We start from the raw sequence: 22624 nt of genomic DNA, 5'->3' as shown, positions 1-22624 counted from the left end.
GGATTGGTCGAACATATACTTCCGTCTAAGTAATTAGTTTAGTGCGACCAATGCATGTTATCATGCTGGTAGCACAGACTCTACAATTGAAACATCAGCCATAAGCATTTCTTTCAAACGAGCTTTAGCACGGAATAAACGAGATTTCACAGTACCAATTGAAACTTTCATTATAGATGAGATTTCAGCAAGTGAGTATTGGTCTATGTAAAAATACCATAATGTTTTACGATAGATCCCATCTAATTGCTCCATTTTATCCTGTACTAATTTAGTAACAACATCTTTTTCAATTTTTTCTTCAGTCGAAATATCATTATTGGGAACCAAATCTAAAATCGGTACGTCTAATGTTTCAGGTTGGTTCATCATGTATTTACTACGTCGTACTTTTTTACGATAGCGATCTCTAAATGTATTCATTGTAATTGTTGTTAGCCAAGCTTTAATATGCTCCACCTCGGCAACGCTATCCTCATAGCGCACAACTTTTACCCATACTTCTTGCATTAAATCTTCAGCTTCAATATTATTGCGAGTAAGTTTTAAACATAAATGATATATATAACGATTGTATTCCTCATATACGCCTTCTAATTTTTCATTCATTGTGTATTCCTCCGCTTCTTGTTCTTGCTTCTATACACATTCTCGCAAAATAATGTATTACACTCTATCGTATTGGCTTTCAATTACATTACAATCGTGTAAGCTTAAATCCTTTCACTTGTAATATTCGTAAAAATTGTTTTACTACTATATTACTTTCTCAAAGAAAAGCTACTCAGCACGCCTCCTCTGCTACTTTTTTATTGTATTCCCAATAGTATTTACTTAAATTACCTAACTAAAAATTCAGATATTTATGGAAATAAATGAAGGATTATCGTTTGATTCCTCCCATCATTTAAATCGGGTTGCTCTGATGATGCTGCCCTAAATCCGCTCACTAGTGTCCGTTCATATTAAACTGGTGGTCCCGAAACAGTATTCACAAATAAGAACTTTTTCGACATAACAAACCCCCTGTTCGTTCAAAACAGGGGGTTTATATTTTAAATTTCTTTTCTGCTACGTCGTAATAACAAGCATGCTAAAGCTACTAAGATTAAACCAAGTACTTGATATAAAGTTGTGTTACTTTCCCCTGTTTGAGGTAAGCGTTCAGCTTTATTTGGAGTTTGTTGCTCCTCTTGGTCAACTTTTTGATTTTGAACAACATTGTTGACATGCTCTTCTACTGATGGCTTTTCTACTTCCTTAGCCGTATTTCCTGAGTCTTTCGGTTTTTTACTCTGTTCCACCGATTGTTCTGGTTTCTCTGGAGTTATTTGTTCCTCTTCTACCTTACCTGCATCTTCAGAGTCTTTCGTTTTTTCACTTTGTTCCACAGGTTTTTCACTCGGCTCTACCGGTTTTTCACCCGGAGCCATCGGTTTTTCACTTGGCTCTACCACTTTTTCACTTGGGGCCACTGGTTTTTCACTTGGAACTACTGGTTTTTCACTCGGCTCCACTGGTTTTTCACTCGGCTCCACCGGTTTTTCACTCGGCTCCACCGGTTTTTCACTTGGAGCTACTGGTTTTTCACTCGGCTCCACTGGTTTTTCACTTGGAACTACTGGTTTTTCACTCGGCTCCACTGGTTTTTCACTTGGAACTACTGGTTTTTCACTTGGATCTACTGGTTTTTCACTTGGATCTACTGGTTTTTCACTCGGCTCTACCGGTTTTTCACTTGGGTCCACTGGTTTTTCACTCGGCTCTACCGGTTTTTCACTTGGATCCACTGGTTTTTCACTTGGTTCCACTGGTTTTTCACTCGGCTCTACCGGTTTTTCACTTGGGTCCACTGGTTTTTCACTTGGGTCCACTGGTTTTTCACTCGGCTCTACCGGTTTTTCACTTGGATCCACTGGTTTTTCACTTGGTTCCACTGGTTTTTCACTTGGGTCCACTGGTTTTTCACTTGGGTCCACTGGTTTTTCACTTGAATCCACTGGTTTTTCACTTGGGTCCACTGGTTTTTCACTTGGGTCCACCGGTTTTTCACTTGGGTCCACTGGTTTTTCACTTGGATCCACTGGTTTTTCACTTGGATCCACCGGTTTTTCACTTGGATCCACTGGTTTTTCACTTGGATCCACTGGTTTTTCTATTTTTGTATTTAAAATATCATAACCATTAACTTTAGACTCATATCCCTCTACAGATTGCTCTTTTACAGCATATTGGATTTCTTTACCTTCTACTGTGTATTGGTCTAATTGATCGAATTGATATTTCCAACCATTGTCTGCTGTTACGGTTTTTGTAACAATAACCTCTCCATCTTTGAGTAAATCTACTTTGATTTCTGAAGGGCGATCTTGTTCACGATCGTTGCTCCAAGTTTTCGTTCCCTCAATCGAAGTTTTTTTCAAACTATTAGAAATCGGTAATTCAATACCTTTTGCAGCATCCTCGTCTATTGTAAATGGAATTTTCTTACTCGCGTCAAATGTTACATATTCAGGAGCTGATACTTCTTGTACATAGTACTCACCAGCTTTCAAGTTTGGTACTTCTACAATTCCTTTGTCATTGGTTGTAAAATCGCCAATTTGTTGACCACCTGATGTGAAAACTTTAAATTGAACACCTGGAATGACTTGTTCTTTATGATCATCTATATATTTCAGTATTCTTAATGTACCTTTAGCTGGTAAATCTCCTACAGCCCCACCATTAGCTGAAATGTTTTTTACTTGAGCCTCTTTTTGCTCGTGTACTGGCTGTTGATTGTTAACTTTGTAATTCAAATCATATCCATTCTTCAAATATTCTTCATTTAACCCTTGAGCTGTAATAGTTGTTTTATAACCTACAGTGAACGAAGAACCACTTGCATACCCACGATAAATTACTACATTAAATGAATTATCACTCGTAATACTCACATATCCAAGCCCATTCCTATAAAACTCATCAGGTGTGAATTGACGATCACCTAAATGACCACTTGTTTGGATATAGAAACTATCTTTCTGAATTTGTTGACCACCTTTTGAAGTATCTTGTAACACGATATCACTATCAAGATATTCCTTCTTTAAGTTGAAGTTTAGGAACCAACGAACTTCATCTGAATTATTTGGCTGAATATCTCCTGTTTTATAGAAGAAGATTCCTGGCGAAGAACCGCTACTAGCTGGATGCGTAATTTTGACAGCTTGCTTACTTAAACTTGTACCAAAGTTCGTATTAATCGTTTTTGAACTTCCAGATTCTACGTTTGTTGCTTGAATAGTAAATTCAAAGAAACCTTTAATATTTTTACGTTCATCTACTTTACTATTGAACGTACACACAACTTGTTCGCCAGTCACATTACACGAACCGTAATCATCTAGTTTAATATTCGCATTAAAACCTCTTAATTCAGGTGGTAATGTCATCGTAATTGTATCGCCTGATTTTAATTTCAGATTAGGCTTTTCACTAAAGGTTACACGGACTCCTGTTTGTTCTCCGTATGTTAAATCTGTTTTTGTAATTTGCGCACTATCAATAAGCATTGTATTGTTTAGTTCATCTGCTTTTCCTACATTGGGTACTATTGTTTGAAATAGTACGACTACAAAACATAATAATAATGGAAATAATTTCTTGGCATGCATGTTTATAAACCTCCTGTTTGAATTTCAGAGTATCGTATGTAGATTCCCTATTATCGCTAAACTTTATATGATTCATATTATTTCAGTAAAAATTTCTTGCTTTGGATTTTAGTGAAAGGATAACTTTACAGACCTTTTTACTATCGATATAGAACCTAACAAAATCTCGTAGGTGAGTAAACTCTCAATAACATAAACCAAAAAGCACCTAAAGTAATATAACATAAGACTAAAGAATTGAAAAATATTTTAAGGATTCCCAAAACATTACTATAGTACCATTTTATAAAAAATATTTAGAAACTAGTATTTTTATTAATTTCGCAAACCTTAATAAAATCCATTTTAAGGAATTAAAAAATGTTAATAGAACCATATTTTTCTTTTACAATAAATACAAACTGTGCCAAAAGTTTTTTTACATTAAATTATATTTTTCGACAGATTTTTTTCTTATAAATAAAACAACGCCCACACTCCCTTCACAATGTTAATTACAACAATTTACAAAAGTGTCCTCTAGGTGTATTCTCACTACCATTCCTTTAATACATGTAGTAATTCACACCCTCCGTTCTTTTGGATTTAATCTTCTCAATGGAATCCATTAGCTAAAATAAAAAGAACACCCTATTAAAGGTGTTCTTGGATTTGCGCTTGTAGGCCATTCATTGACTTTTGAAGTTATTATCAGCATAAACTCTTCTTACTTTAATTCATTGACTTCATTCTTATTTAACAAAAACATAGGTGTCGTCCGTAATTATTGTGTCTGTTGTTCCCTTAATCCGCACAAAACATAAAATGCTGTATAAATGGAAGGAATGGTCACCCCATGATAAAAAAAGCTCAACATACCTAAACGATTATTTACAATTGACGCTGGTTGTTCATGATCTTCTCCCCCATCTCTCATCACGAATCTATTACTCAATAAACAATTTAATGTTACAGATATACCCCTTGCACAAAACAGTCTTTTCAATTAAAAAAGCGCGCTAATAAGGGACTATTATAAATATCACAAAGACTACCCAGGACTTATTTCCTTTAATTTTCCATAACAAAATATGTATGTTTTCTATACTACTTCTTATAAATGACAATTTACTAACTTCAAACATAGCACTTTATGTTCACTACTTAAAAACTACTATCAGGGTTTTTTTTCAAATAATTAATACTTATTTTATATTTTTTAAATTTTTTCTTCTCTTATTAATAGCTTAGATGTAGTATATTATTACATAATCTAAATTACTCAATATATCCAAAGTTATTAGTATATACCACAATAATAATAAGGAATTTGGAAGATAGTTGAGACAAGGGAGGTAATACATATGAAAAACTTTTCAATTAAACAGAAAATCCTAACACTTATTACGTCTGCTGTTATTTTTTTGCTAATTATTTCGGGTGGAGGTTTTTATTATATTAACGATATGGCAAAAAGAACTAAGGATATGTACGAAGAGTCACTTTTGCCAATCCAATATCTCGGTCAAATTCGAACTGACATTCGTGCGATGGATTCTTTCGTTTTAGAGCTTATGATTACTATGGATACTAAACGTAATACCGAGCTACAAGCGAACGTCACAGAAAGATCTCAAAATATTGAAGAATCAATTGTACAATTCAAAGACTCTTACAGCGGAAATGAAGATGAACGAAAACTGTTAGAATCTATTCAATCTAATCTTGACGGTTATTTTAGTACTATGACAGAGGTCGTTGATTTGGCTAGTAAAAACCGAAACGAGGAAGCTTATTCTTTATACACTACATCTATACAGGATTTTCGTGAGAAAGTGGCAAATGATGCACGTGAACTAATGATTATATGTTCTGATGATGCTGAACAGTTGAATAAAGCAAATGAACAAAGTCTATACACTACTATGCTCATTTCTGCCATTCTCACTGTTATAGCCATTATTTTCTTTATTGCATTGGCAACATGGATTAGCCGTTTAATTGTAAATCCGGTTAAAGAGTTGCAGGCTAACATGTTAAAAGCAGGCGATGGAGATTTGACTGTACAAGGTACCTATTCATCCAAAGATGAAATTGGTCAATTAACCCTTTCATTTAATTCGATGCTTAATAATATTCGTACTACCGTAACAAAAGTGACTGAAACTGCTAATCATGTAGCCGCAGCATCTGAAGAATTGAATGCTAATGCAGCTGAAACTACGAAAGCAACAGAGATGGTTGCAAATACGATGGAAACGATCGCTCATGGTTCAGTAGAGCAACTAAACAATGTCTCTAACACCGTCAATACCGTTAATGAGCTTTCAACAGGTGTACAACAAGTAGCTGGGAATGCTCAAGCTGTAACCGAACTTTCAGGTGATTCTTTATCTCTAGTAATACATGGTATAGATGCCGCGAATCAAATGAATCAACAAATGATGGACATCACAGAACGAGTAAATGGCTTATCAGAAGTTGTCGACGTGTTAGGAAAACGTTCAAATGAAATCGGTCAAATTATTGATTCAATTACAGCAATTGCTGAACAAACAAATCTCCTTGCCTTGAACGCCGCAATTGAAGCCGCACGTGCTGGCGAGCATGGGAAGGGCTTCGCTGTCGTTGCAGATGAGGTTAGAAAATTAGCAGAACAGTCCGCTATTTCTTCAAACCAAATTGAAGTGTTGATTTCAGAGACGCAGAAAGATACTCAAAAGGCCGTTGAATCAATGAAGTTAGTAACAACGGGAGTTAATGAAGGGATTAAAACAACAGAAAATACACGTACAACTTTTGCTTCCATTCAAGATGCCATTCAAAATGTTACGATGCAGGTAGAAGAAGTATCTGCAGCGGTTGAGCAAATGGCCGCAGGAACTGAAGAAATTGTTGGTAGTATGAATGCAATCCACTCTATAACTAGATCTACTACTGCTGGCACTGAGAGTATTTCTGCTTCGTCCGAAGAACAAATGGCAGCAATGGAGGAAATTTCATCATCTGCTTATTCACTAGCAAGCTTGGCTGAAGAGCTAAGAGACTTGGCAGCTCAATTCCGTGTTTAATATGATTTCTAAATGCAGTACCTCTTTGTACAATTTGTCACTAACGATTAGGGATCACTTCATTTTGAAGTGATCCCCTATCTTTTAAAAAAATCTGTAAGGATTAAGTTCGGTGTTGAACCGGACTTAATCCTTTTTCGTTTTGTATAGGATGTTTTTTATGTAAAAGCTGAGGCGCCAATACGCCCTTATTAATTTCCTTCATCACCTTGTTCTTTCCTGAATCTATGAAAAAAATTTTTTCCATCCATTTCAAATGGTTACACAAAACATTACGAGTTGACGCTATGTAGAAGAGAGTCTACGAAAATCGTAGACTCTCTCTATTAATACTCAGAACTAACGCATGAGTTAAAGTCACCTTTTTACCACAATTGTATAAGCTTAAAAAGCTGATTCTAAAGAACCGTTGATTTACAAATTAAAGTGGCTATTTCTCTCAACTATTAAAAAAATTATCTTCGATTAATAACGAATAAATTGTAATGTTAGAACAATTTTCTCGGATAATCCTCTATTAAATTTAGGTCATCTATTCCACAGTGTTAATAAAAGAGCCACGTTACCCAATAATATAAAATAACTAATGTAAAGATGACTGTAGGTGGAATCACAATAATCGTAACTTTAATATATTCCCACCATGTGATTTTCACCTTACCTTTCCTTAAGATGTGCATCCACATTAGTGTTGCAAGGGTACCCATAGGAAGTAACAGCGCACCTATGTCACTTCCAATAATGTTTGCTAAATATGCAACTTTCAAGGAAATAGGGTCTAGCCCCATATTAGTTAACGTAATCGTTCCAACCATAAGTGCCGGATGGTTATTAAAGATATTAGAAAGTACTGAAAGTAGTACGCCCATTAAGACGCTTGTGTTGAGTAGGTTTTCTGAAACCAGTGGGTGCATAAATTGAATTAACCATTCCGTTAAGCCAATATTATTGAGACCATAGATGATGACATACATACCAAATGCGAAAACGATAATATACCAAGGTGTTTTTTTCAGCATATCACCTGGAGGTATTTTTAAATAAGCCCATCTCCACCCTAAAAGAACGAGGGATCCAATCACCGCCATAATAGAAATTGGAATTCCTAAAAACGAGGCGAAGAACAGACTTAACCGAACACAAAATACAAATAGAAGTACGTTTAGCATAAACCTAGTACGCTTTTGCCTCGATTGTCCTAAAGCAATTTGTTTGAGTGGATGATAAGAAGGAAGTGACATCCCTGCTACATTTATAGGAACAGTTTTAGGTATGTTCTTTTTGAAGTATAAAAACAGTAAGCCAACTAGTAGCAATAAACCGATTGTTGCAGGGACAAACATCATTGCTGTATGTGAATACAAAGTCATATCGACAATTTTTAATGCAATTAGATTTACGATATTACTTACCCCGATTGGAGCACTGGATGCTGTTGCAATTAAACCTCCAGAAAGTAAATATGGAATCTTTTGATGATTTTCTAATCCCATATTGTTTAATAACATTATTAATATTGGTATTGCGATTAAAATACTACCGTCATTATTAACGAATAGTGTCATGAGAAAGCATAAGAGATTGACATACCAGAATAATCGAATGCCAGACCCATTTGCTTTTTCAGCAAGAAGCTCTGCAACCCAGTTAAAGAACCCAAAGCTTTCTAATACAATCGCCATGACAATTGTAGCCATGATGGTAATCGCAGCATCACTGATGGTTTGTAAAATTGTGACGAGATCTGTCATGGTCACACTACCGCAAAGTATTACAATAATCGCGCCAACCAATGCAGGAATCGCTTCATTCATATTTCTAGGTCTCCAAAAAATGAAACCAAGAGTAACTAAAAATGTAAGTATTGTTATTACCTCAAATATTTGCATAGTATTTTCACCTTCAAGCAGTTTTTTGATTCTAAAAAATAACTTATTTTTAGACTAAAATAATAGGCTCTCCCTCTCATACATTAGGTTAGTGATGCTGTCTTAGTATAAATATGTAAAAAGTTAAAACTCCCTTAGTTTTATACCTACTTTCTCCAATATTCATACTAAATTACCTAAATATTAAAATAGTAGGTCGTAAAGAATTACATTAATTTAAAGCAAACATAAAAAGGCATGTGTTCAAGCAAATTCTGAACTCATGCCATGTATTTCTTTAAGTTTAGGATAAAGAGACGTCTAAAATTGTGTTAGATCCTTAATCTCAACCAAATAAAAATAGGTCGTTTAATCATCAGAGGTGTTCCTCCTAATAGGATGAACTCTCTTTTTATTGTTAAAGAATCTATAAAGTAATCACCATCTTGAAATTGAAATAATTAATTCAATCGCAAACATTTAGTTTATGGGCGTTTGGAAAAGCATTTATACTAACTTCGTGATGTGCTTTAGCACCGTAAAACCATAAAAAATATTGACATAAAAGCAATTTCAAATGAATAAGTTGTGATGATTGGTACATTGCGATTATGGATTAGGAATTAGACCTTACTTTTTCAAGTTACAAGTCTGGCAAGTGTACCTGAGGAGCATCAGTGCCATATTGACATCTATTGATAGCCAAGCAACACTAATATGGATATTTATTAGAAAAAACATAGACTATTAATCTAACGGAGGGATAGCTTAATGTAGCATTTTAGTCATCCCTATTAGCTTATTGATTAATTTATTCAGTTAGGATTTGTGGGTAGTTTGAGTAGTTATATAGAAAGGGAGGTAAATTTGATTTTGTTATTGCAAAATTTAAATAAAGAAATTGTTGTCATTGAACTCACGGGTGGAAAGGTATTAAAAGGTTCAGTGATTGATTCGAGTAGTGACATTATCGTGATTTATAATGGAATTATGTTTGTCTATTTACCAATCGATCATATTCAAACTTTAGAAATAGATTATAACAATGAAGATAATGTTCAACAACCTTCAGAAAGACCGGCATTTGATTCTCAAGTGTCGTCTAATAAGGACCTAACCCTTACAAATATACTTTCATATGCAAAAGGAATACACGTGGAGATTTTTGTAACAAAAAACCAAGCACTACATGGAGTTATAACGTCTGTTAAGAATGATTATTTTGTATTTGAATCTCCTATTTACAAAACCATGCTCATTTCAACAAAACATTTAAAATGGCTCATTCCATATTCTAAGGATCAGTTTCCTTACGGACTAAGTGAAAATGAATTTTTAAGCCTGTCGTCTATTAACAATCAGTCACTAAACGATACATTCGAGTCTCAAATTGACCAACTTAGAAATCAATTTGTTGTATTAAATCTTGGAAAAGAATTTTCCCATATAGGTAGAGTAGTAACTGTAAAAGGTCAGATTATTGAGATACAAAACGGGAAATCTAATTCAACGTATTTTAACCTTTCACATATTCAAACTGTTCATCAAGTGTAAGGTGCGTCTATTTTGTTATGTAGGTTATTTTTTTGTTTCCTTTTATCAAAGTAACTAGGGGTTATGTTTTAAGAAAGTTTGTCACTTTTTTGTTGCAGTTTTTGCACTAAACTAGCGAATAGTTTATCGATATTTTGATATCAATTTTCGCCTTGGCGTATCATTATGATACCTTAATTTCATTGACATACTAGTTTTTCAACAACTTGAAGAGGCTAGGACAAAAAGAAAAAATGTCAGACCGATTGCAATTGGTCTAACATTTTTTTAATTTAGGAAGGAACACTCTACTCATTGAAGCGAAAAAGTTATTATCTGTTTTCGCTATTTTTCAAAATAATCGAGTTCTATCCCAGCCTCTTCAAATCACATTATATAAGAAAATTTGTTGAATGGATGTTTATAGTTGAATAGACATGCCTCGGTTCAATCAATAAAATTTAGTATACAAGAGGACGTGTCCGAAAAGAGTCTAAGAAAGTACAATTAAGAAATCACAAATTTTAGTCGAGCTTTATCGCTCGAGACAACGGTCAATCAACTAAGCTAGCGTATATGGTATGAGGTTGAACTCATTTTAGAAACATTTGATAACGCAGTAGCAGCGCAAAATCCACTACTAGGGATAAGTATACATACGGATTTAGGATTTAGGATCTACGATATACAAGTGAAGCTTTTGACGAGCTTATAGAAATACGAAATGATTCCGCTATTCAGCTGAAAAGGATATTCAACTGACAATGCGTGACTCGAATTATTTCGTAATACAAAATCATTACCTTCTTCTATTTCTCGCATTTCTTCCCCTATCATTCACTGCGTTTTCATTTTTTTGTTTATTGCTGTTTTCTGTCTTATTATTAGGGCTTTCATTGCTATCTTTTGCTTCACTATTGTTTTTTTCATTCGTTTTTTCTTTTGTTCCTAAACTAATATTTCGTACATGATACATTGCTAGACGGATAACCTCTTCTTTAGAAAAAATAGTAATATAATCGTCCGAAACCTCATCCATTATTCCTTCTAACATTTCTGGACCCCCACGATTCACTTTAACCCAATGATGTCGTAGGCTGCTTACTACTGCTTTAAAATCAGGTGCAAGTAGGTACGAACCTGCTGCTGGATCTTCAGCACTAAATTCCATCCCATCTCTTGAGTTAAGAGAAATGCTTTTAATGTGCTGCGTTCTGTAGTAAACAATCCCATCTTTTTCAGTTAATAATACAAAATGATCGTCTTCAGCAGCCATTAACTTCCCTATACGTGATTCAGGACCTCCTCGATCCACTCTTATAACTTTATTCATTAACGTAAGCAGAAGATCTTTATTCATTCCTTTAGCCTCCTAATAGTATTGTCTTGTTATCTATATGTATATTTGAGTAATCGACCTATGCAAAATGCCCATTTAGGTAAAAATATAAGACTAGAAATCGGTTCGTCCAGCTTTAAATTACTCTTTTCGCAAACGTTCTTCGTGACCAATTCAACAAACGTTTCTCTCCCAAAGTGATTGTGCAGTCTTATCGAAAACGAGGCACGATGGAAAATTTCATAAAAGAAGCGAAAAATGGTTTTGCCTTCGATCACCTCTTGTTTCATATATGAACGATTCTTTTAGGCAGAATACCTCAAACCTTTATAACAAATTCAAACGTGACAACTTAAAAGAACTTATAGAAATAGCTGAGGTACTGAGTTAATAACAGCACAAAAAACATCTACTCTCTTAGAGCAGATGCTTTTTTGATTGGAGATTATCCTATAGATTATATGTTCAAGTTTCAAATTTTCAACATATGATGTAACTATAGGTGCTCCTGTTCTAACCTCTCTTACAGCAAGAATCGAGAGGAAAAATCTATTATTATTAGTGATGCTTGTCCTGTAGCCTTATAAAATTATGGAAGCTCGATAAAAGGAATTGCAAAGTGAATAAACACAAAAAGACCTGAATCACAAGTCCCGGTCTTTTGCTAAATATATTAACTTAATCGGTTGGTAGCTTTCTAGATTACCCGAACAATAAATAAGCAACTCCTAAAATTACACAAACAATTCCGCCTAAAAATTGACCAATCCCAGACGCCTCTCCCATTAAAAACAGATTAAAAATATTTTTGCTTTTTTGAGTCTTTCCAAAAAGACCATCATCTGTTTTCATACGATAAATTCCCCAAACAGTTAAAACAATACCAAAAACGATAGCAATTAAACCTAACATATTAAAAAATCTCCTTATTTGTCATTTTCATCAAAAATAAAAACTTCCTCTATCGATTGATTAAAAATCGATGCAATTTTATAGGCAAGTAATACAGAAGGATTATACTTCTGATTCTCAAGCGAAATAATCGTCCTTGAAGATACACTTACACGATCAGCCAATTCTTGTTGTGTTAAATTATGCTGTTTTCTTAAATCTCGCACTCTATTTTCCATATTCGTCCTCCTTCAGAATTAAAGGACTCGTTCATAGAAAAACTTAGTTACAGTATATAGGATGAAAAGAGCGAGTATTAATAGTAAAAGAACCGCTTTTACAGATAATACAATAAAATTACTCAAAAATAGCAACAGTATTATTAATGACGTTATACATTGCATTGTTATATTTGAAGCTTGTCCTTCAATAAGAGCATCTCTTTCATCATATTCTTTCGATAAATCATCCTCTTTTTCTGATTTTCTTAAATACATTGTAATCGAGAAAATCAAAATAATGCTACCAACAATTAAAAGATAAATTGCTGACATTTTGTCTGCTGGATCCATCAAAAGACTAATAACACCTAACATTATTGCAAGGAAAGACATTAATAATCTTTGAAATAACTTTCGTTTCAATACCAATACCCCTTCCGAAATATGAAGTTTACTTCACATGAAGTTTATTTCATATTACATACTTTCATAAACGGCGTCAAGTTAAATATTTGATAAACAATGAAAATATCATCAAAACCTTAAAGAAAATTACCAAATTTTATGTGCATTATATTTAACATTGAACATCATAAGGAGAAAACGATGCTGAGTTCCCCCTTCGTTTTCGAATAAAAATCTAAGTATGCACTAAGCAAAAAAATACCAAAATTAATACAATACTAAACATTTACTAGATTCATCATTTTATCAACAAAGTGAAATGTTATTTAAAGTAATAGCTCTCAAATAGATATCTGTTTGAGGCACAGATTTGAAGGATAGAATGCAATAAAAAAATCAATTATTTTATTGTTGGAAGTAGAGGTGTTTTTTGATGAAAACATGGACAAAGACTATTAACATAAATGCTCCCATAGAAAATTTGGACATTACGTGATGGTTCTTTAGCTGATTTGCAAAAGAGTATGCCACAAGTAGTTGAAAACAAACCTATGAAAATAACGGAAGAAGTGGTTGGCAGTGTTTATCGCCAAAAATATAAAGAAGGAAAACCTATCGAAGAGTACGATGTAGAAACATTTGAATATACGAATATACCTGATAAAAAAATATTGAAAGTAGGCTTTACACTCGCTAATATGTTTGAAATTACGGCTTACTATGAATTAAATAAACTAAATGAAACAGAGACTTCTTTTACTTATACTGTAACAAAATAACCCGTTAAAATGGTTCGTAAAATTATTTTTATTGTTGGCTTCGGACAAAGTAGTCGTTGAATTTTTAGAACGTGTCAAAAAAGTGGCAGAAGCACAAAATTAGCCACTTATAAACAACACAAAAAGCATCCACGAGAGTGATGTATACGGTCATGTTCTAATTATTTTTATGATGCGCAGTAGTGCATAGAATCCCGAAACTCTTTTGATGTAGCAGTTGCTGTTCATCTGTTGTTCATATTGCTTTTTTATAATAAAGCCGAGCAATAGGTGTATATATTCTTTTAGCGTATAAAGTATTACTTTTAAGGGAAAAAGACATTTAAATAGTGCTATGAATCGGGTGATTGAAATGCTAATAATTGCTACTATATTTATTACAGCAGCACTAATTTTTTATTCAGTAGGAGTATGGGCAGAAAAATTCCAAAAAACATTAAAGTTATGGCATGTGATTATTTTTTGGATAGGCTTACTTTGCGATACACTCGGAACTACCATGATGGAAAAAATGTCCTCACAAGGGTCTCTATTTAGTTTTCATGGCATAACAGGTTTATTAGCAATCTTGTTAATGTTATTTCATGCAATTTGGGCTTCTATTGTATTGGTAAAAAAAGACTCAAATATGATGGTAAAATTCCATACGTTTAGTATATTAGTATGGTTCATTTGGTTGATTCCTTATATATCTGGAATGATATATGGAATGACCAACAAATTTTAATAACATAAAGGATGGATTTAAGCTGTAGCGCCTGCCAACGTTACGGCTTTTTTCTTTGCCCTCGAAACTTCTTTCAATGCCAATAATCTTCACTTGATGTCTCTCGCGGTCCTTGTATAAAACTGGGGTTAATCATTAATAAAAAAATCTCAGAGACCATTGCTATAGCAGGATTCCCCAACCACATTATGCTATACTATTTCTATTATTTTCAGGGTGCAAGGTAGTATATTCATCAGTTAGAAAACCTTATGTATCAACGGTTTAACGGTAATCTAGTATCAACAGTAATTGCAAGATAATGCATGTAATAGCTTTGCTTTGGGGCTAAGTGGGGCTAGAATGGGGCTAATAAAATACGGCGAGCGTGTGTACAGGAATGTGTGAGTGAGAAGCGGGGCTAATGCAGCACCCGTTTTTTTATTGTAACCAGATTTAATATAGGTCTCTGCCACATTACCCAACTAAATATAAAAATCGACAAACGTCTGCTTTTTTGGATTAAATTTTCGTTCAATCAATTGCATCTCCACACTTATGCTAGTTGCTTTGTAAAATAAAAAAAGCATCTATATTAGATTAGCGGGTACTGTTTTGGGATGCGCAACCCTAAAAATCTTTTTAATTTTATAGGGTTTTAACACCCTAAATAGCTTGGGGATTTTATAGTTAAATAAACACTAAAATGCGAGGTTTTTATATTCGTTTTTTCGCAAGAAAACATATCAAAAGAGAAATCGCTCATCTACAATATGAGCGACTTCTTGTTGTTTTATATGAATTGGGTAAAATTCAGTTTAATTGACACATTCTATTTGTTAAATAATCTTTTTAGCATACTTTTAGGTTTTACAGGATTTGAACTTTCAAGGATAAGAGTGGACAACTTCCCGAGCATTTCAGTTAATTCTCCTTCAAATTCTACGGTGTTATCATCGGTATTGGTATAAGCGTGAACCAACTCGTGTACAAGTGTACCGGCGAACGATTGTATATTTTTAAGTTGGCTACGTTTAATGATAATTCGTTTCGTGGAGGGCTCCCATAATCCAAGTGCATCAGAACCCGTATAATTGTCTGGCCGCATTGTATCTGAAATCACAATATCCTTGACGAGATTACTCTTCTTTGGGAACCAGCTTACTATGGTGTCCTTGTAATTGAAAATTTCTCTTTCTTTAACTGTTAATTGGTTTACGTTTACGATATCAAATTCGAATTGTTCATTCCATTCTAACGCATAGGTTTCCAAGTTTCTGAAATTATTACCATTCAGATCCTTACTAGTTTCCAGTTTATTTGCTAGTGAATCAGGAACAGTAATGATACGCATTTCTTCTTCTTTTGCGTAACTTAGGTATTTACCACCACCCATTAGATCATAAGCAGTTAAAAACATCACTTTTTCCTGGCTACTTAATATTTTACAAGCGTGGAGCTGAACATCGATCCATTGTAATTCATCGTGATAATTTCCTGTTTGAATCTTTTGCAAATCATCCACCAGTTTTTCAGCAAACTTTGGACTGTTACATTCTAAGAGAATAGACTTTACCCTGTCGGTGTAAGCACTTCTTCCCACATTAGTCCGCTCCCGATTTAAAGATTGACGAAGTTTCTTAGTGGTGGAAGTGATGTTATAAGAAAAGAGTAAATTGTCTTCCTCTGCTACACAAATTCCGTTCACGTAAATTCTTGAACGTTTTTTTTTGTTTTCAATGAGTTCCCCATACTTCGTTTTTTCAATCGCATTTTCTCCCGAATATAGTAAGAAGAAATCTTTGGCTTTTTCGATATCATCATCTTTGAGACCAGTAAACATAAAGTCTGTGCCTAACATATTAGGATTAGTTGGATCATTGACAATGGCGTGCAAAGTTACCACATCATCAAAGTCACCCTTAGATAACTTCTTTATTGTAATGTCACTATATTTTGATTGAATGAGGATTCCGACGTTTCTTCGATCGAATGTCGCCATTGCATCTTTTAAACCTACTCCGAATTTGCCAATGACTTTATCTGGGTCCTTTGTCTTTTCCATATTCTCGTTTTGGGTTAGATGTTCATATTTAAGACCTCTTCCAAAATCTTTGATATGCCATTTATTGTCTTCATCTTTAAAAATAAGTGGTTCCTTGGTATTTGTTAAATTCGATTCATCCAATGCGTTTGCAATGATTTCTCTTAAAGCGTGGGGGATGGTCCAGTGCTCTAATACTTTCTCGATATTCAAATCGAACTTTTTCATTATGTACACCTCTCCTTAGCAATAGTATTTTTTGTTTATATTAAAATTATATCTCATCCGTAAGATGTTAAGAAGATTGTTCTAGCTTTCTTTGGAGTCTATTGAACTATTGATTCCTTTAATGAAAAAAGACTCAAAATGGGTACCTTTTATAATGATTTTTATTATGAATCTGTGTGATTAGCTAATTGTTTCAATTTACTAATCTCAATCAAACGCCTAAAAACAACCAAATAAGAAGCCGTTTTATCATAGGAAATATTAATGGTACATAAGTTTCTGTACCTCAAAAAATGTATGTCTAAATCATCGTCTAAAATGAGGGAGAATATAACACAAACGTTGATATTACAACAAAAATAAAAAGTCTGATTCCGTGTTGAAACCAGACTCTAATTGTTATATTTGTTGTTTTACACCTCAAAACAGAACCTGTTAATATTAGATGCTAATTTTCTCCTTCTTTAAGATTATTTTGTATCTTCCACTGAAGAAATCGCTTATTTTAAACTTTGTAACTAAGTCAGATATATCTCCAATATCTAAAATATCTAATAGCCCTAAATAATTATTGTCATTCGATATTTCTAATTTAAATTCGCGCATTACACATACTCCCCTTTTTCGAGTGTTTTCCAATAAAATTCCTTCAATGTCATTGATGGTACCCAACGCGCCATTATCATAGGCAACTTCTTCATAAACTTCTATTAGTGCATTGTGTGCTTCCCGGTATGCTATCACTTTGCTAATTTCCTCTTCTAACCCATTAGTAACTAATACTTCGGTTATAGCGTTATAAGCTGCTGCTTTCGCATCCCACAATTCATTGAAACGTGGATGATCAGTTACAGAATACATATCGTTTCCTCCTTCTTTTTCAACTCTGCTGACTTTTGTTTTATCAATTCAGTAACTTCGATTAAACCTTTCCCCTTATAGTCTATTTCAAAAAGATTAGCTGCATATTTCACCGTATATACCAGAGCACCGTTCTCTTCAAACATAAAGCGTTTATAGGCCTCTAAAGATATAGTGGCTTCACGTTCACTCTTAACTTCTTCTTTCCATACATGTAGTACAATATCTTCCGTTTTGTATATAAGTTGCAAAGTTAAAATACCTGCTGTGTAATCACTATAAATCAAGAAACTATCACCATAATATTTACTTTCCATGCCTCTCACCTAATCTCTTTGTTTATTTTTCAGAGCAACCTTTTCGTAAGTTCAAATTTACTAAAGTTAAAATCTATCATTTTCAACATTATGACCAAAAAACTAAAAATCTATTACATGAGATTAAAATACATATCTTTTATATGTCTCCCTTGATTTTCATAGGTGACTTCTTTTTGAGATCCGACATAACAAGCCATTCTTTTTCCATCCAATTTTACTTTCCAACGTGCTTTTTATACGCAATCGGTAATTACAGTAATACGCTGGTCATACAAATAAACCTCAATCGCATTGATAGCCGCTACTAACGCATTCAACTCTGTCAGCAACTCACTATCCTTCGTCTCTTTCCATTCGGCTCCAGCTGTATAGAATTGTTCTTTGAGATAATCAAGTGTGTTTTGTAAACGCATATCGCTTCTCCTCTCTTCTTAGTCACTTTTAATTTGCTGTGCGAGCAACTTCATATAGCCTTTTAGCATGGCTCGTGTTATTTTCTGGCGTTCTTGTGATGATAGTACCTTCATACATTCACCTACCTTTATGTTGCATGTCGGCTATTTCTAGTCCATTCACCGACTGACTGTTGATAGTCAACTTGTAAAAGTTTATATTTCCACTGTAAATCATAAGATTGTCTAAATCAAGCATTTTGTAAAAATAAATATTGCTTATGACAATGTTTTAGTTGTCAAAAGCAATATGATAAATGATATAATAATATGGTAGGAGGTGTTAGAATGTCTTTAACGATGGGAGAAAAAATTAAAGTTCTTTTGAATCGAAAAGATATGTCTGTTCAAGATTTAGCCGAACTACTGGGGCAATCAAGACAGAATATTAATACGAAATTGAAGAAGGATAATTTCAGCGAACATGACTTACGAAAAATTGCTAACGTGTTAGAGGTTGAATTTGAAGGCTTTTTCTTCTTAAAAAACGGTGACAAAATCTAATAGCAGCACAAAAAAGCATCTACTCTTTGGAGCGGATGCTTTTTGTGTTTACGGGGACTATAAGTTGTCGCGTCCTATAGAAATGATCCATAGAAGCGGTATTTCAAATACCAACCTTGATATTGGAAAACAACTTGTATCAACAGCAGCACTTTTTTGATAAGCCAATACGCAAATTGCAGAGTCGCCAATTTTAGCGAAACCTTAAAGTACTGGTGAAATATTACTCATCCTTTCAAGGAGTTGCACATTAGTAAAGTCCTTTAAAGAGGGGCGAATTTCGTCCTCCCTTTAATTTAGCTTTTTGATAAAGTTTGATTAAATTATCCTTGATATGAGAACAAATATAAAAGCATGTTTTGATCAATCTTTGTTCAAAACATGCTCATATATCCTTATTTCACTAAAGCCCCCGTTACCATCCATGTAGCGCAAAACGTTTTGTTTATTGCTAGATCCTTCTCGTGTGGCTTTTGTGTTTCCACAAACTTATGGCTTCACGACAAACTGCATGCTTACAAGTTTATTGAGTTGGTGGGAACGGATTCTCACTAGAAGTATATTCATCAGGAAGTTGTTTTCCTTTAAAAAATGCATCTCCATTACGCACTGTAATTTCTTTGCCTAGTGGTGTCTTATAAACGCTATGGCCAGCACCCGGAACCGCCACAAACTGAATATTTTTAAAGAATTCCTTGTATTGATAGTGAACTTGCCACGGAACTATGCCATATTCAGGATGTACAACCAATATTGGAGGCGTATCCTTCTGTTTCAAGTCTTTCGTATAATCAGGAGATTGAGCTAATGACGCATTAATCAGAGAATTAGCCACGATGTTTAAACGTGTATCTACTTTACCATCCTTCGGCATATCCCCCTTTGCTAAGCTCATCAATACAGACATAAAATAATCATATTCTGCATAACTGCCATAAGGAATGTCATCTTTTCCCAATAACTGCATCAAAGACATTCCGTATCCTATGCGAGCCAATTGATTGATCGAGAAGTATCTTAAGTAATCTTGTAGAGATGAATTTGTTTTTTTGCTAGACTTGTCTTCACGGGTAGGCTGTACTGTTTTCATAAATGATTTATCTTGATCTTGATTCGGATAATTCATATTCAAGGTATAAAGTGGAGAAGTGTCCAAAGCCATGTAAGCATTTACTTTCTCCAGATGCTGTTCGATAAATCTTGAAGCAACAGCACCTCCGTATGATTGTGCAGACAAGTTTACTTTATTAATCTTATAATGTTTCAGAATGTCATTGACGACTTCTACTTCATTAGCAATTGAATAAGCTGAGGTATCCTTCGGCAAAGGAGATTCTCTTGATCCAATGGGATCGTAAGTATATACGGTATAACCGAGATTCACATACTCATCAAAGAATAGTTTGGATTCAGAGGAAGGGTACCCGCCTGGACCGCCGCTAATAAAGAGAATTGGATCTTGTCCATTTGGAGTTGATGGTTTTTGCACATAAACTGCAACCTTATCTCCTGTGTGGATCGTTATAAGCTCGGGATTTACCCCATATTTCTCAATAACAGATCCTGTGCTTTCAAATGTTTTTGATGGAATCCAAAAAACAAGAATCATCGCTACTCCAAGAAGCAATGTTGTGAGGATAGCATTTAATGGTTTATGAATACTCTCCAACTTAAATACTTTTCTACGCAGCTTATTCATGTAGAAAGTAAAGACAAATACTAATACAAGTGAAATGATGACACTCACATATTCATTTGTTGGATAAACCAGTAAACTGAAACTTAATAACGCTAGTAAAAATGCGATTACGGTAATAATTACGACGACTAAAAAATTCGAGATATTTTTCAAAACCCTCAAAAAATTATCTATAACTACCTCATCCTTTCGTTGTGCACTTGGCTTTATTTACAAAGATAATTGATACTGTTAACGATCCTATATCTTTCTGTTACTATTCGACAATTTCTGCAACCGTGTCAGACCACATCTCCCTTGAGTGCCTTCAGTTCTTTTCTCTCATCGTCGCGACTATTGGAGTGAGTGGCAACCGAGTTACTAATTACACTAATGGAGAGCTTAAGTTGTTAAATAACCTATAAAAAGACCACTTCAACATTGGTGATTTTACTTATCTAGTCATCCAATTGCATGTAGATTTAATTCATCCTCCGTGGAGAACAAAGCACACAGAGAGCATCCTTTGCAAGTTCTATAAGGAGATTAGAAAGGGGGTTAATCCCTATTCTTTTGGGATTAACCCGAAATCCTATATTTATTAATGATTTGGAAGATAAACTTTACCGTTTATCTTTACTTTAGAAGCTGAGTTAAGATTTTCTTTATTTACTTCATAATATGGATCTAAAATTTTTTCGATAGCAATCCATTTTTTATTAGATTTTGATGTTAGTCTAAATAATGGACACTGAGAATTGGGAGTTTATAAAGTATAATAATCTTAACAATTTACTAGGAGTGTCTAAGATGACAAAACGAAAAAGTTATGACAAAGAATTTAAATTAGAGGCAGTACAATTAGTTGAAAGTGGCAAGAGGGTTGCCGAGGTTGCACGTGAGCTGGATCTTGCAGAACAGACATTACACAATTGGGTAAAGAAATTTAGTAAAGATGGCGAAGCTGCATTTGTTGGTAGTGGGAATTTAAAGCCTGAGGATAAGGAAAATAAAGAATTAGAAAAAAGAATACGTGACCTAGAAGAGGAAAATGCCATCTTAAAAAAGGCTATGGGCATCTTTGCAAAAGACCGGAAGTAGTTTACAACTTTATTCAACAACACCGACATGAATTCCGTGTGGCAAAGATGTGCGAAGTATTAGGTGTTTCAAGAAGTGGTTACTACGAGTGGTTGAACCGACCAAAGAGTAATCAAAAAGAACGGAAAGAAAAGTTAACGAGTCAAATAAAACGAGTGTATTTGGACTCAAGAAGAAATTATGGTAGTCCGAAAATCACAAAACAATAGAATTCAGAAGGAGTCTCTGTATCGCAAAAAACAGTATCGCGAATTATGAAAGAAGAAGGCATTCGCTCAAAAACAGTGAAAAAATACAAAGCGACGACGAATTCAAAACATAATCTACCGGTATATCCAAATCTATTAGACCAACAATTTAAAGTAGAACGCCCTGGACAAGCGTGGGTAGCTGACATTACGTATATATGGACCAGTGAAGGTTGGCTCTATCTAGCAACGATTATGGAGTTGTTTTCAAGACGAATCATCGGTTGGGCAATGGATGAGAGAATGACAAAGGAATTAGTGATCCTCGCCTTAAAACGAGCAATCAGAACTCAGACTCCAACGCCTGTGCTCATTCATCATTCAGATCGTGGGAGCCAGTATGCGTCGAAGGAATACCAACAAGTATTACGAACTAACAAAATGATTACAAGTATGAGCAGAAAAGGAAACTGTTACGATAATGCATGTATCGAGTCATTTCATAGCGTCATCAAAAGAGAGTTAGTTTTTCATGAAAAGTATAAAACGAGAGATCAAGCCAAGAAAAGTATCATTGAATACATCGTTAGTTTTTATAACTACAAACGTATCCATTCTTTTACAAATTATATGTCGCCCATTGCATACGAAAAGCAATATTTCAAAACTTCACAGAAAACTAAGGTCATATAATTAAACCCCTTTAACCTTACAAATAATTTAAGGGTTACGCCCCTTAAATTGTTTGTGAGGCGAGCAAGCGATAGCGCGCTTAGATTTAAAGCAAAATCTCAATT

Annotated in this window: 17 protein-coding genes and 3 pseudogenes; 8 read left to right on the top strand and 12 right to left on the bottom strand. The window is 34.2% G+C overall.

Annotated features, from left to right (window positions below):
• Nucleotides 1–60: 60 nt before the first annotated feature.
• Together BFJ97_RS13510 and BFJ97_RS13505 are read right to left on the bottom strand one after the other, a co-directional pair.
• Entirely contained in the window at nucleotides 61–609 is a 549-nt protein-coding gene (locus BFJ97_RS13510; RefSeq protein ID WP_068985177.1) for an RNA polymerase sigma factor, read from the bottom strand.
• Nucleotides 610–1055: 446 nt separating this feature from the next.
• On the bottom strand, nucleotides 1056–3659 hold the full coding sequence (locus BFJ97_RS13505; RefSeq protein WP_083227041.1) for a Cna B-type domain-containing protein: 2604 nt from the start codon (nucleotides 3657–3659) through the stop codon (nucleotides 1056–1058).
• Between the two features lie 1343 nt (nucleotides 3660–5002).
• On the opposite strand from BFJ97_RS13505, the gene BFJ97_RS13500 reads away from it, so the two are divergent.
• On the top strand, nucleotides 5003–6709 hold the full coding sequence (locus BFJ97_RS13500) for a methyl-accepting chemotaxis protein (RefSeq protein ID WP_068985175.1): 1707 nt from the start codon (nucleotides 5003–5005) through the stop codon (nucleotides 6707–6709).
• A 545-nt stretch (nucleotides 6710–7254) separates the two neighbouring features.
• On the opposite strand, the gene BFJ97_RS13495 is transcribed toward BFJ97_RS13500, so the two are convergent.
• Entirely contained in the window at nucleotides 7255–8598 is a 1344-nt protein-coding gene (locus tag BFJ97_RS13495) for an arsenic transporter (protein ID WP_068985174.1), read from the bottom strand.
• Nucleotides 8599–9444: 846 nt separating this feature from the next.
• Here BFJ97_RS13495 and BFJ97_RS13490 point away from each other — a divergent pair.
• Nucleotides 9445–10131, top strand: a complete 687-nt coding sequence (locus BFJ97_RS13490) for a hypothetical protein (RefSeq protein WP_083227040.1) — start codon at nucleotides 9445–9447, stop codon at nucleotides 10129–10131.
• Nucleotides 10132–10909: 778 nt separating this feature from the next.
• On the opposite strand, the gene BFJ97_RS13485 is transcribed toward BFJ97_RS13490, so the two are convergent.
• Nucleotides 10910–11470: a hypothetical protein gene (locus BFJ97_RS13485; RefSeq protein ID WP_068985173.1), complete on the bottom strand. Its 561-nt coding sequence runs from the start codon at nucleotides 11468–11470 to the stop codon at nucleotides 10910–10912.
• A 97-nt stretch (nucleotides 11471–11567) separates the two neighbouring features.
• Here BFJ97_RS13485 and BFJ97_RS24210 point away from each other — a divergent pair.
• Nucleotides 11568–11739 (top strand): annotated as a pseudogene (locus BFJ97_RS24210) (transposase); the annotation flags it as partial.
• A 202-nt stretch (nucleotides 11740–11941) separates the two neighbouring features.
• Nucleotides 11942–12022 (top strand): annotated as a pseudogene (locus tag BFJ97_RS25220) (hypothetical protein); the annotation flags it as partial.
• A gap of 129 nt (nucleotides 12023–12151) precedes the next feature.
• Here the strand turns inward: BFJ97_RS25220 and BFJ97_RS13480 are convergent.
• The 3 genes from BFJ97_RS13480 to BFJ97_RS13470 are packed head-to-tail and all read right to left on the bottom strand — an operon-like array spanning nucleotide 12152 to nucleotide 12984.
• Nucleotides 12152–12361: a hypothetical protein gene (locus BFJ97_RS13480; RefSeq protein ID WP_068985172.1), complete on the bottom strand. Its 210-nt coding sequence runs from the start codon at nucleotides 12359–12361 to the stop codon at nucleotides 12152–12154.
• A 14-nt stretch (nucleotides 12362–12375) separates the two neighbouring features.
• On the bottom strand, nucleotides 12376–12579 hold the full coding sequence (locus BFJ97_RS13475; RefSeq protein WP_068985171.1) for a helix-turn-helix transcriptional regulator: 204 nt from the start codon (nucleotides 12577–12579) through the stop codon (nucleotides 12376–12378).
• Nucleotides 12580–12597: 18 nt separating this feature from the next.
• On the bottom strand, nucleotides 12598–12984 hold the full coding sequence (locus BFJ97_RS13470) for a hypothetical protein (RefSeq protein ID WP_068985170.1): 387 nt from the start codon (nucleotides 12982–12984) through the stop codon (nucleotides 12598–12600).
• A 506-nt stretch (nucleotides 12985–13490) separates the two neighbouring features.
• On the opposite strand from BFJ97_RS13470, the gene BFJ97_RS25215 reads away from it, so the two are divergent.
• Nucleotides 13491–13745 (top strand): hypothetical protein, encoded by a 255-nt coding sequence (locus BFJ97_RS25215; protein WP_223554499.1) that lies wholly within the window; start codon nucleotides 13491–13493, stop codon nucleotides 13743–13745.
• Nucleotides 13746–14097: 352 nt separating this feature from the next.
• Nucleotides 14098–14472 (top strand): HsmA family protein, encoded by a 375-nt coding sequence (locus tag BFJ97_RS13460; RefSeq protein ID WP_083227039.1) that lies wholly within the window; start codon nucleotides 14098–14100, stop codon nucleotides 14470–14472.
• An 811-nt stretch (nucleotides 14473–15283) separates the two neighbouring features.
• Here BFJ97_RS13460 and BFJ97_RS13455 read toward each other — a convergent pair.
• The 4 genes from BFJ97_RS13455 to BFJ97_RS13440 all read right to left on the bottom strand — a co-directional run bounded on the left by BFJ97_RS13455 (nucleotide 15284) and on the right by BFJ97_RS13440 (nucleotide 18317).
• Nucleotides 15284–16723 carry a D-tyrosyl-tRNA deacylase gene (locus BFJ97_RS13455; protein ID WP_068985168.1) on the bottom strand — a complete coding sequence of 480 codons (1440 nt, stop codon included), beginning with the start codon at nucleotides 16721–16723 and terminating at the stop codon, nucleotides 15284–15286.
• Between the two features lie 441 nt (nucleotides 16724–17164).
• Complete coding sequence (locus BFJ97_RS13450; RefSeq protein WP_068985167.1) at nucleotides 17165–17584, bottom strand: hypothetical protein; 420 nt, start codon at nucleotides 17582–17584, stop codon at nucleotides 17165–17167.
• Nucleotides 17572–17901: a hypothetical protein gene (locus BFJ97_RS13445; RefSeq protein ID WP_068985166.1), complete on the bottom strand. Its 330-nt coding sequence runs from the start codon at nucleotides 17899–17901 to the stop codon at nucleotides 17572–17574. The genes BFJ97_RS13450 and BFJ97_RS13445 overlap by 13 nt, the downstream gene beginning before the upstream one ends.
• A gap of 236 nt (nucleotides 17902–18137) precedes the next feature.
• Complete coding sequence (locus BFJ97_RS13440) at nucleotides 18138–18317, bottom strand: hypothetical protein (RefSeq protein WP_068985165.1); 180 nt, start codon at nucleotides 18315–18317, stop codon at nucleotides 18138–18140.
• Nucleotides 18318–18644: 327 nt separating this feature from the next.
• Between BFJ97_RS13440 and BFJ97_RS13435 the strand changes: the two genes are divergently transcribed.
• Nucleotides 18645–18860: a helix-turn-helix transcriptional regulator gene (locus BFJ97_RS13435; protein WP_068985164.1), complete on the top strand. Its 216-nt coding sequence runs from the start codon at nucleotides 18645–18647 to the stop codon at nucleotides 18858–18860.
• 523 nt (nucleotides 18861–19383) lie between these two features.
• On the opposite strand, the gene BFJ97_RS13430 is transcribed toward BFJ97_RS13435, so the two are convergent.
• The gene (locus tag BFJ97_RS13430) at nucleotides 19384–20529 is read right to left on the bottom strand and encodes an alpha/beta fold hydrolase (RefSeq protein WP_175401748.1); all 1146 of its coding nucleotides are present in this window, start codon (nucleotides 20527–20529) and stop codon (nucleotides 19384–19386) included.
• 819 nt (nucleotides 20530–21348) lie between these two features.
• Here BFJ97_RS13430 and BFJ97_RS13420 point away from each other — a divergent pair.
• A pseudogene (locus BFJ97_RS13420) lies at nucleotides 21349–22520 on the top strand (IS3 family transposase).
• Nucleotides 22521–22624 lie beyond the last annotated feature (104 nt).

It is taken from the genome of Lysinibacillus xylanilyticus, assembly GCF_001708185.1.
Taxonomy (GTDB): Bacteria; Bacillota; Bacilli; order Bacillales_A; family Planococcaceae; genus Lysinibacillus; species Lysinibacillus xylanilyticus_A.
Note: the sequence above shows the minus strand (reverse complement) of the source record. Positions and strands in the feature narration are given on the sequence as shown.

Bases quoted from the DNA above. Each gene is read 5' to 3' on its own strand.
- BFJ97_RS13460 (WP_083227039.1), top strand. From the start codon at position 14,098: ATGCTAATAATTGCTACTATATTTATTACAGCAGCACTAATTTTTTAT.
- BFJ97_RS13450 (WP_068985167.1), bottom strand. From the start codon at position 17,584: ATGTATTCTGTAACTGATCATCCACGTTTCAATGAATTGTGGGATGCG.
- BFJ97_RS13455 (WP_068985168.1), bottom strand. From the start codon at position 16,723: ATGAAAAAGTTCGATTTGAATATCGAGAAAGTATTAGAGCACTGGACC.
- BFJ97_RS13505 (WP_083227041.1), bottom strand. From the start codon at position 3,659: ATGCATGCCAAGAAATTATTTCCATTATTATTATGTTTTGTAGTCGTA.
- BFJ97_RS13435 (WP_068985164.1), top strand. From the start codon at position 18,645: ATGTCTTTAACGATGGGAGAAAAAATTAAAGTTCTTTTGAATCGAAAA.
- BFJ97_RS13480 (WP_068985172.1), bottom strand. From the start codon at position 12,361: ATGTTAGGTTTAATTGCTATCGTTTTTGGTATTGTTTTAACTGTTTGG.
- BFJ97_RS13440 (WP_068985165.1), bottom strand. From the start codon at position 18,317: ATGCGTTTACAAAACACACTTGATTATCTCAAAGAACAATTCTATACA.
- BFJ97_RS13475 (WP_068985171.1), bottom strand. From the start codon at position 12,579: ATGGAAAATAGAGTGCGAGATTTAAGAAAACAGCATAATTTAACACAA.
- BFJ97_RS13485 (WP_068985173.1), bottom strand. From the start codon at position 11,470: ATGAATAAAGATCTTCTGCTTACGTTAATGAATAAAGTTATAAGAGTG.
- BFJ97_RS13510 (WP_068985177.1), bottom strand. From the start codon at position 609: ATGAATGAAAAATTAGAAGGCGTATATGAGGAATACAATCGTTATATA.
- BFJ97_RS25215 (WP_223554499.1), top strand. From the start codon at position 13,491: ATGCCACAAGTAGTTGAAAACAAACCTATGAAAATAACGGAAGAAGTG.
- BFJ97_RS13445 (WP_068985166.1), bottom strand. From the start codon at position 17,901: ATGGAAAGTAAATATTATGGTGATAGTTTCTTGATTTATAGTGATTAC.
- BFJ97_RS13495 (WP_068985174.1), bottom strand. From the start codon at position 8,598: ATGCAAATATTTGAGGTAATAACAATACTTACATTTTTAGTTACTCTT.
- BFJ97_RS13500 (WP_068985175.1), top strand. From the start codon at position 5,003: ATGAAAAACTTTTCAATTAAACAGAAAATCCTAACACTTATTACGTCT.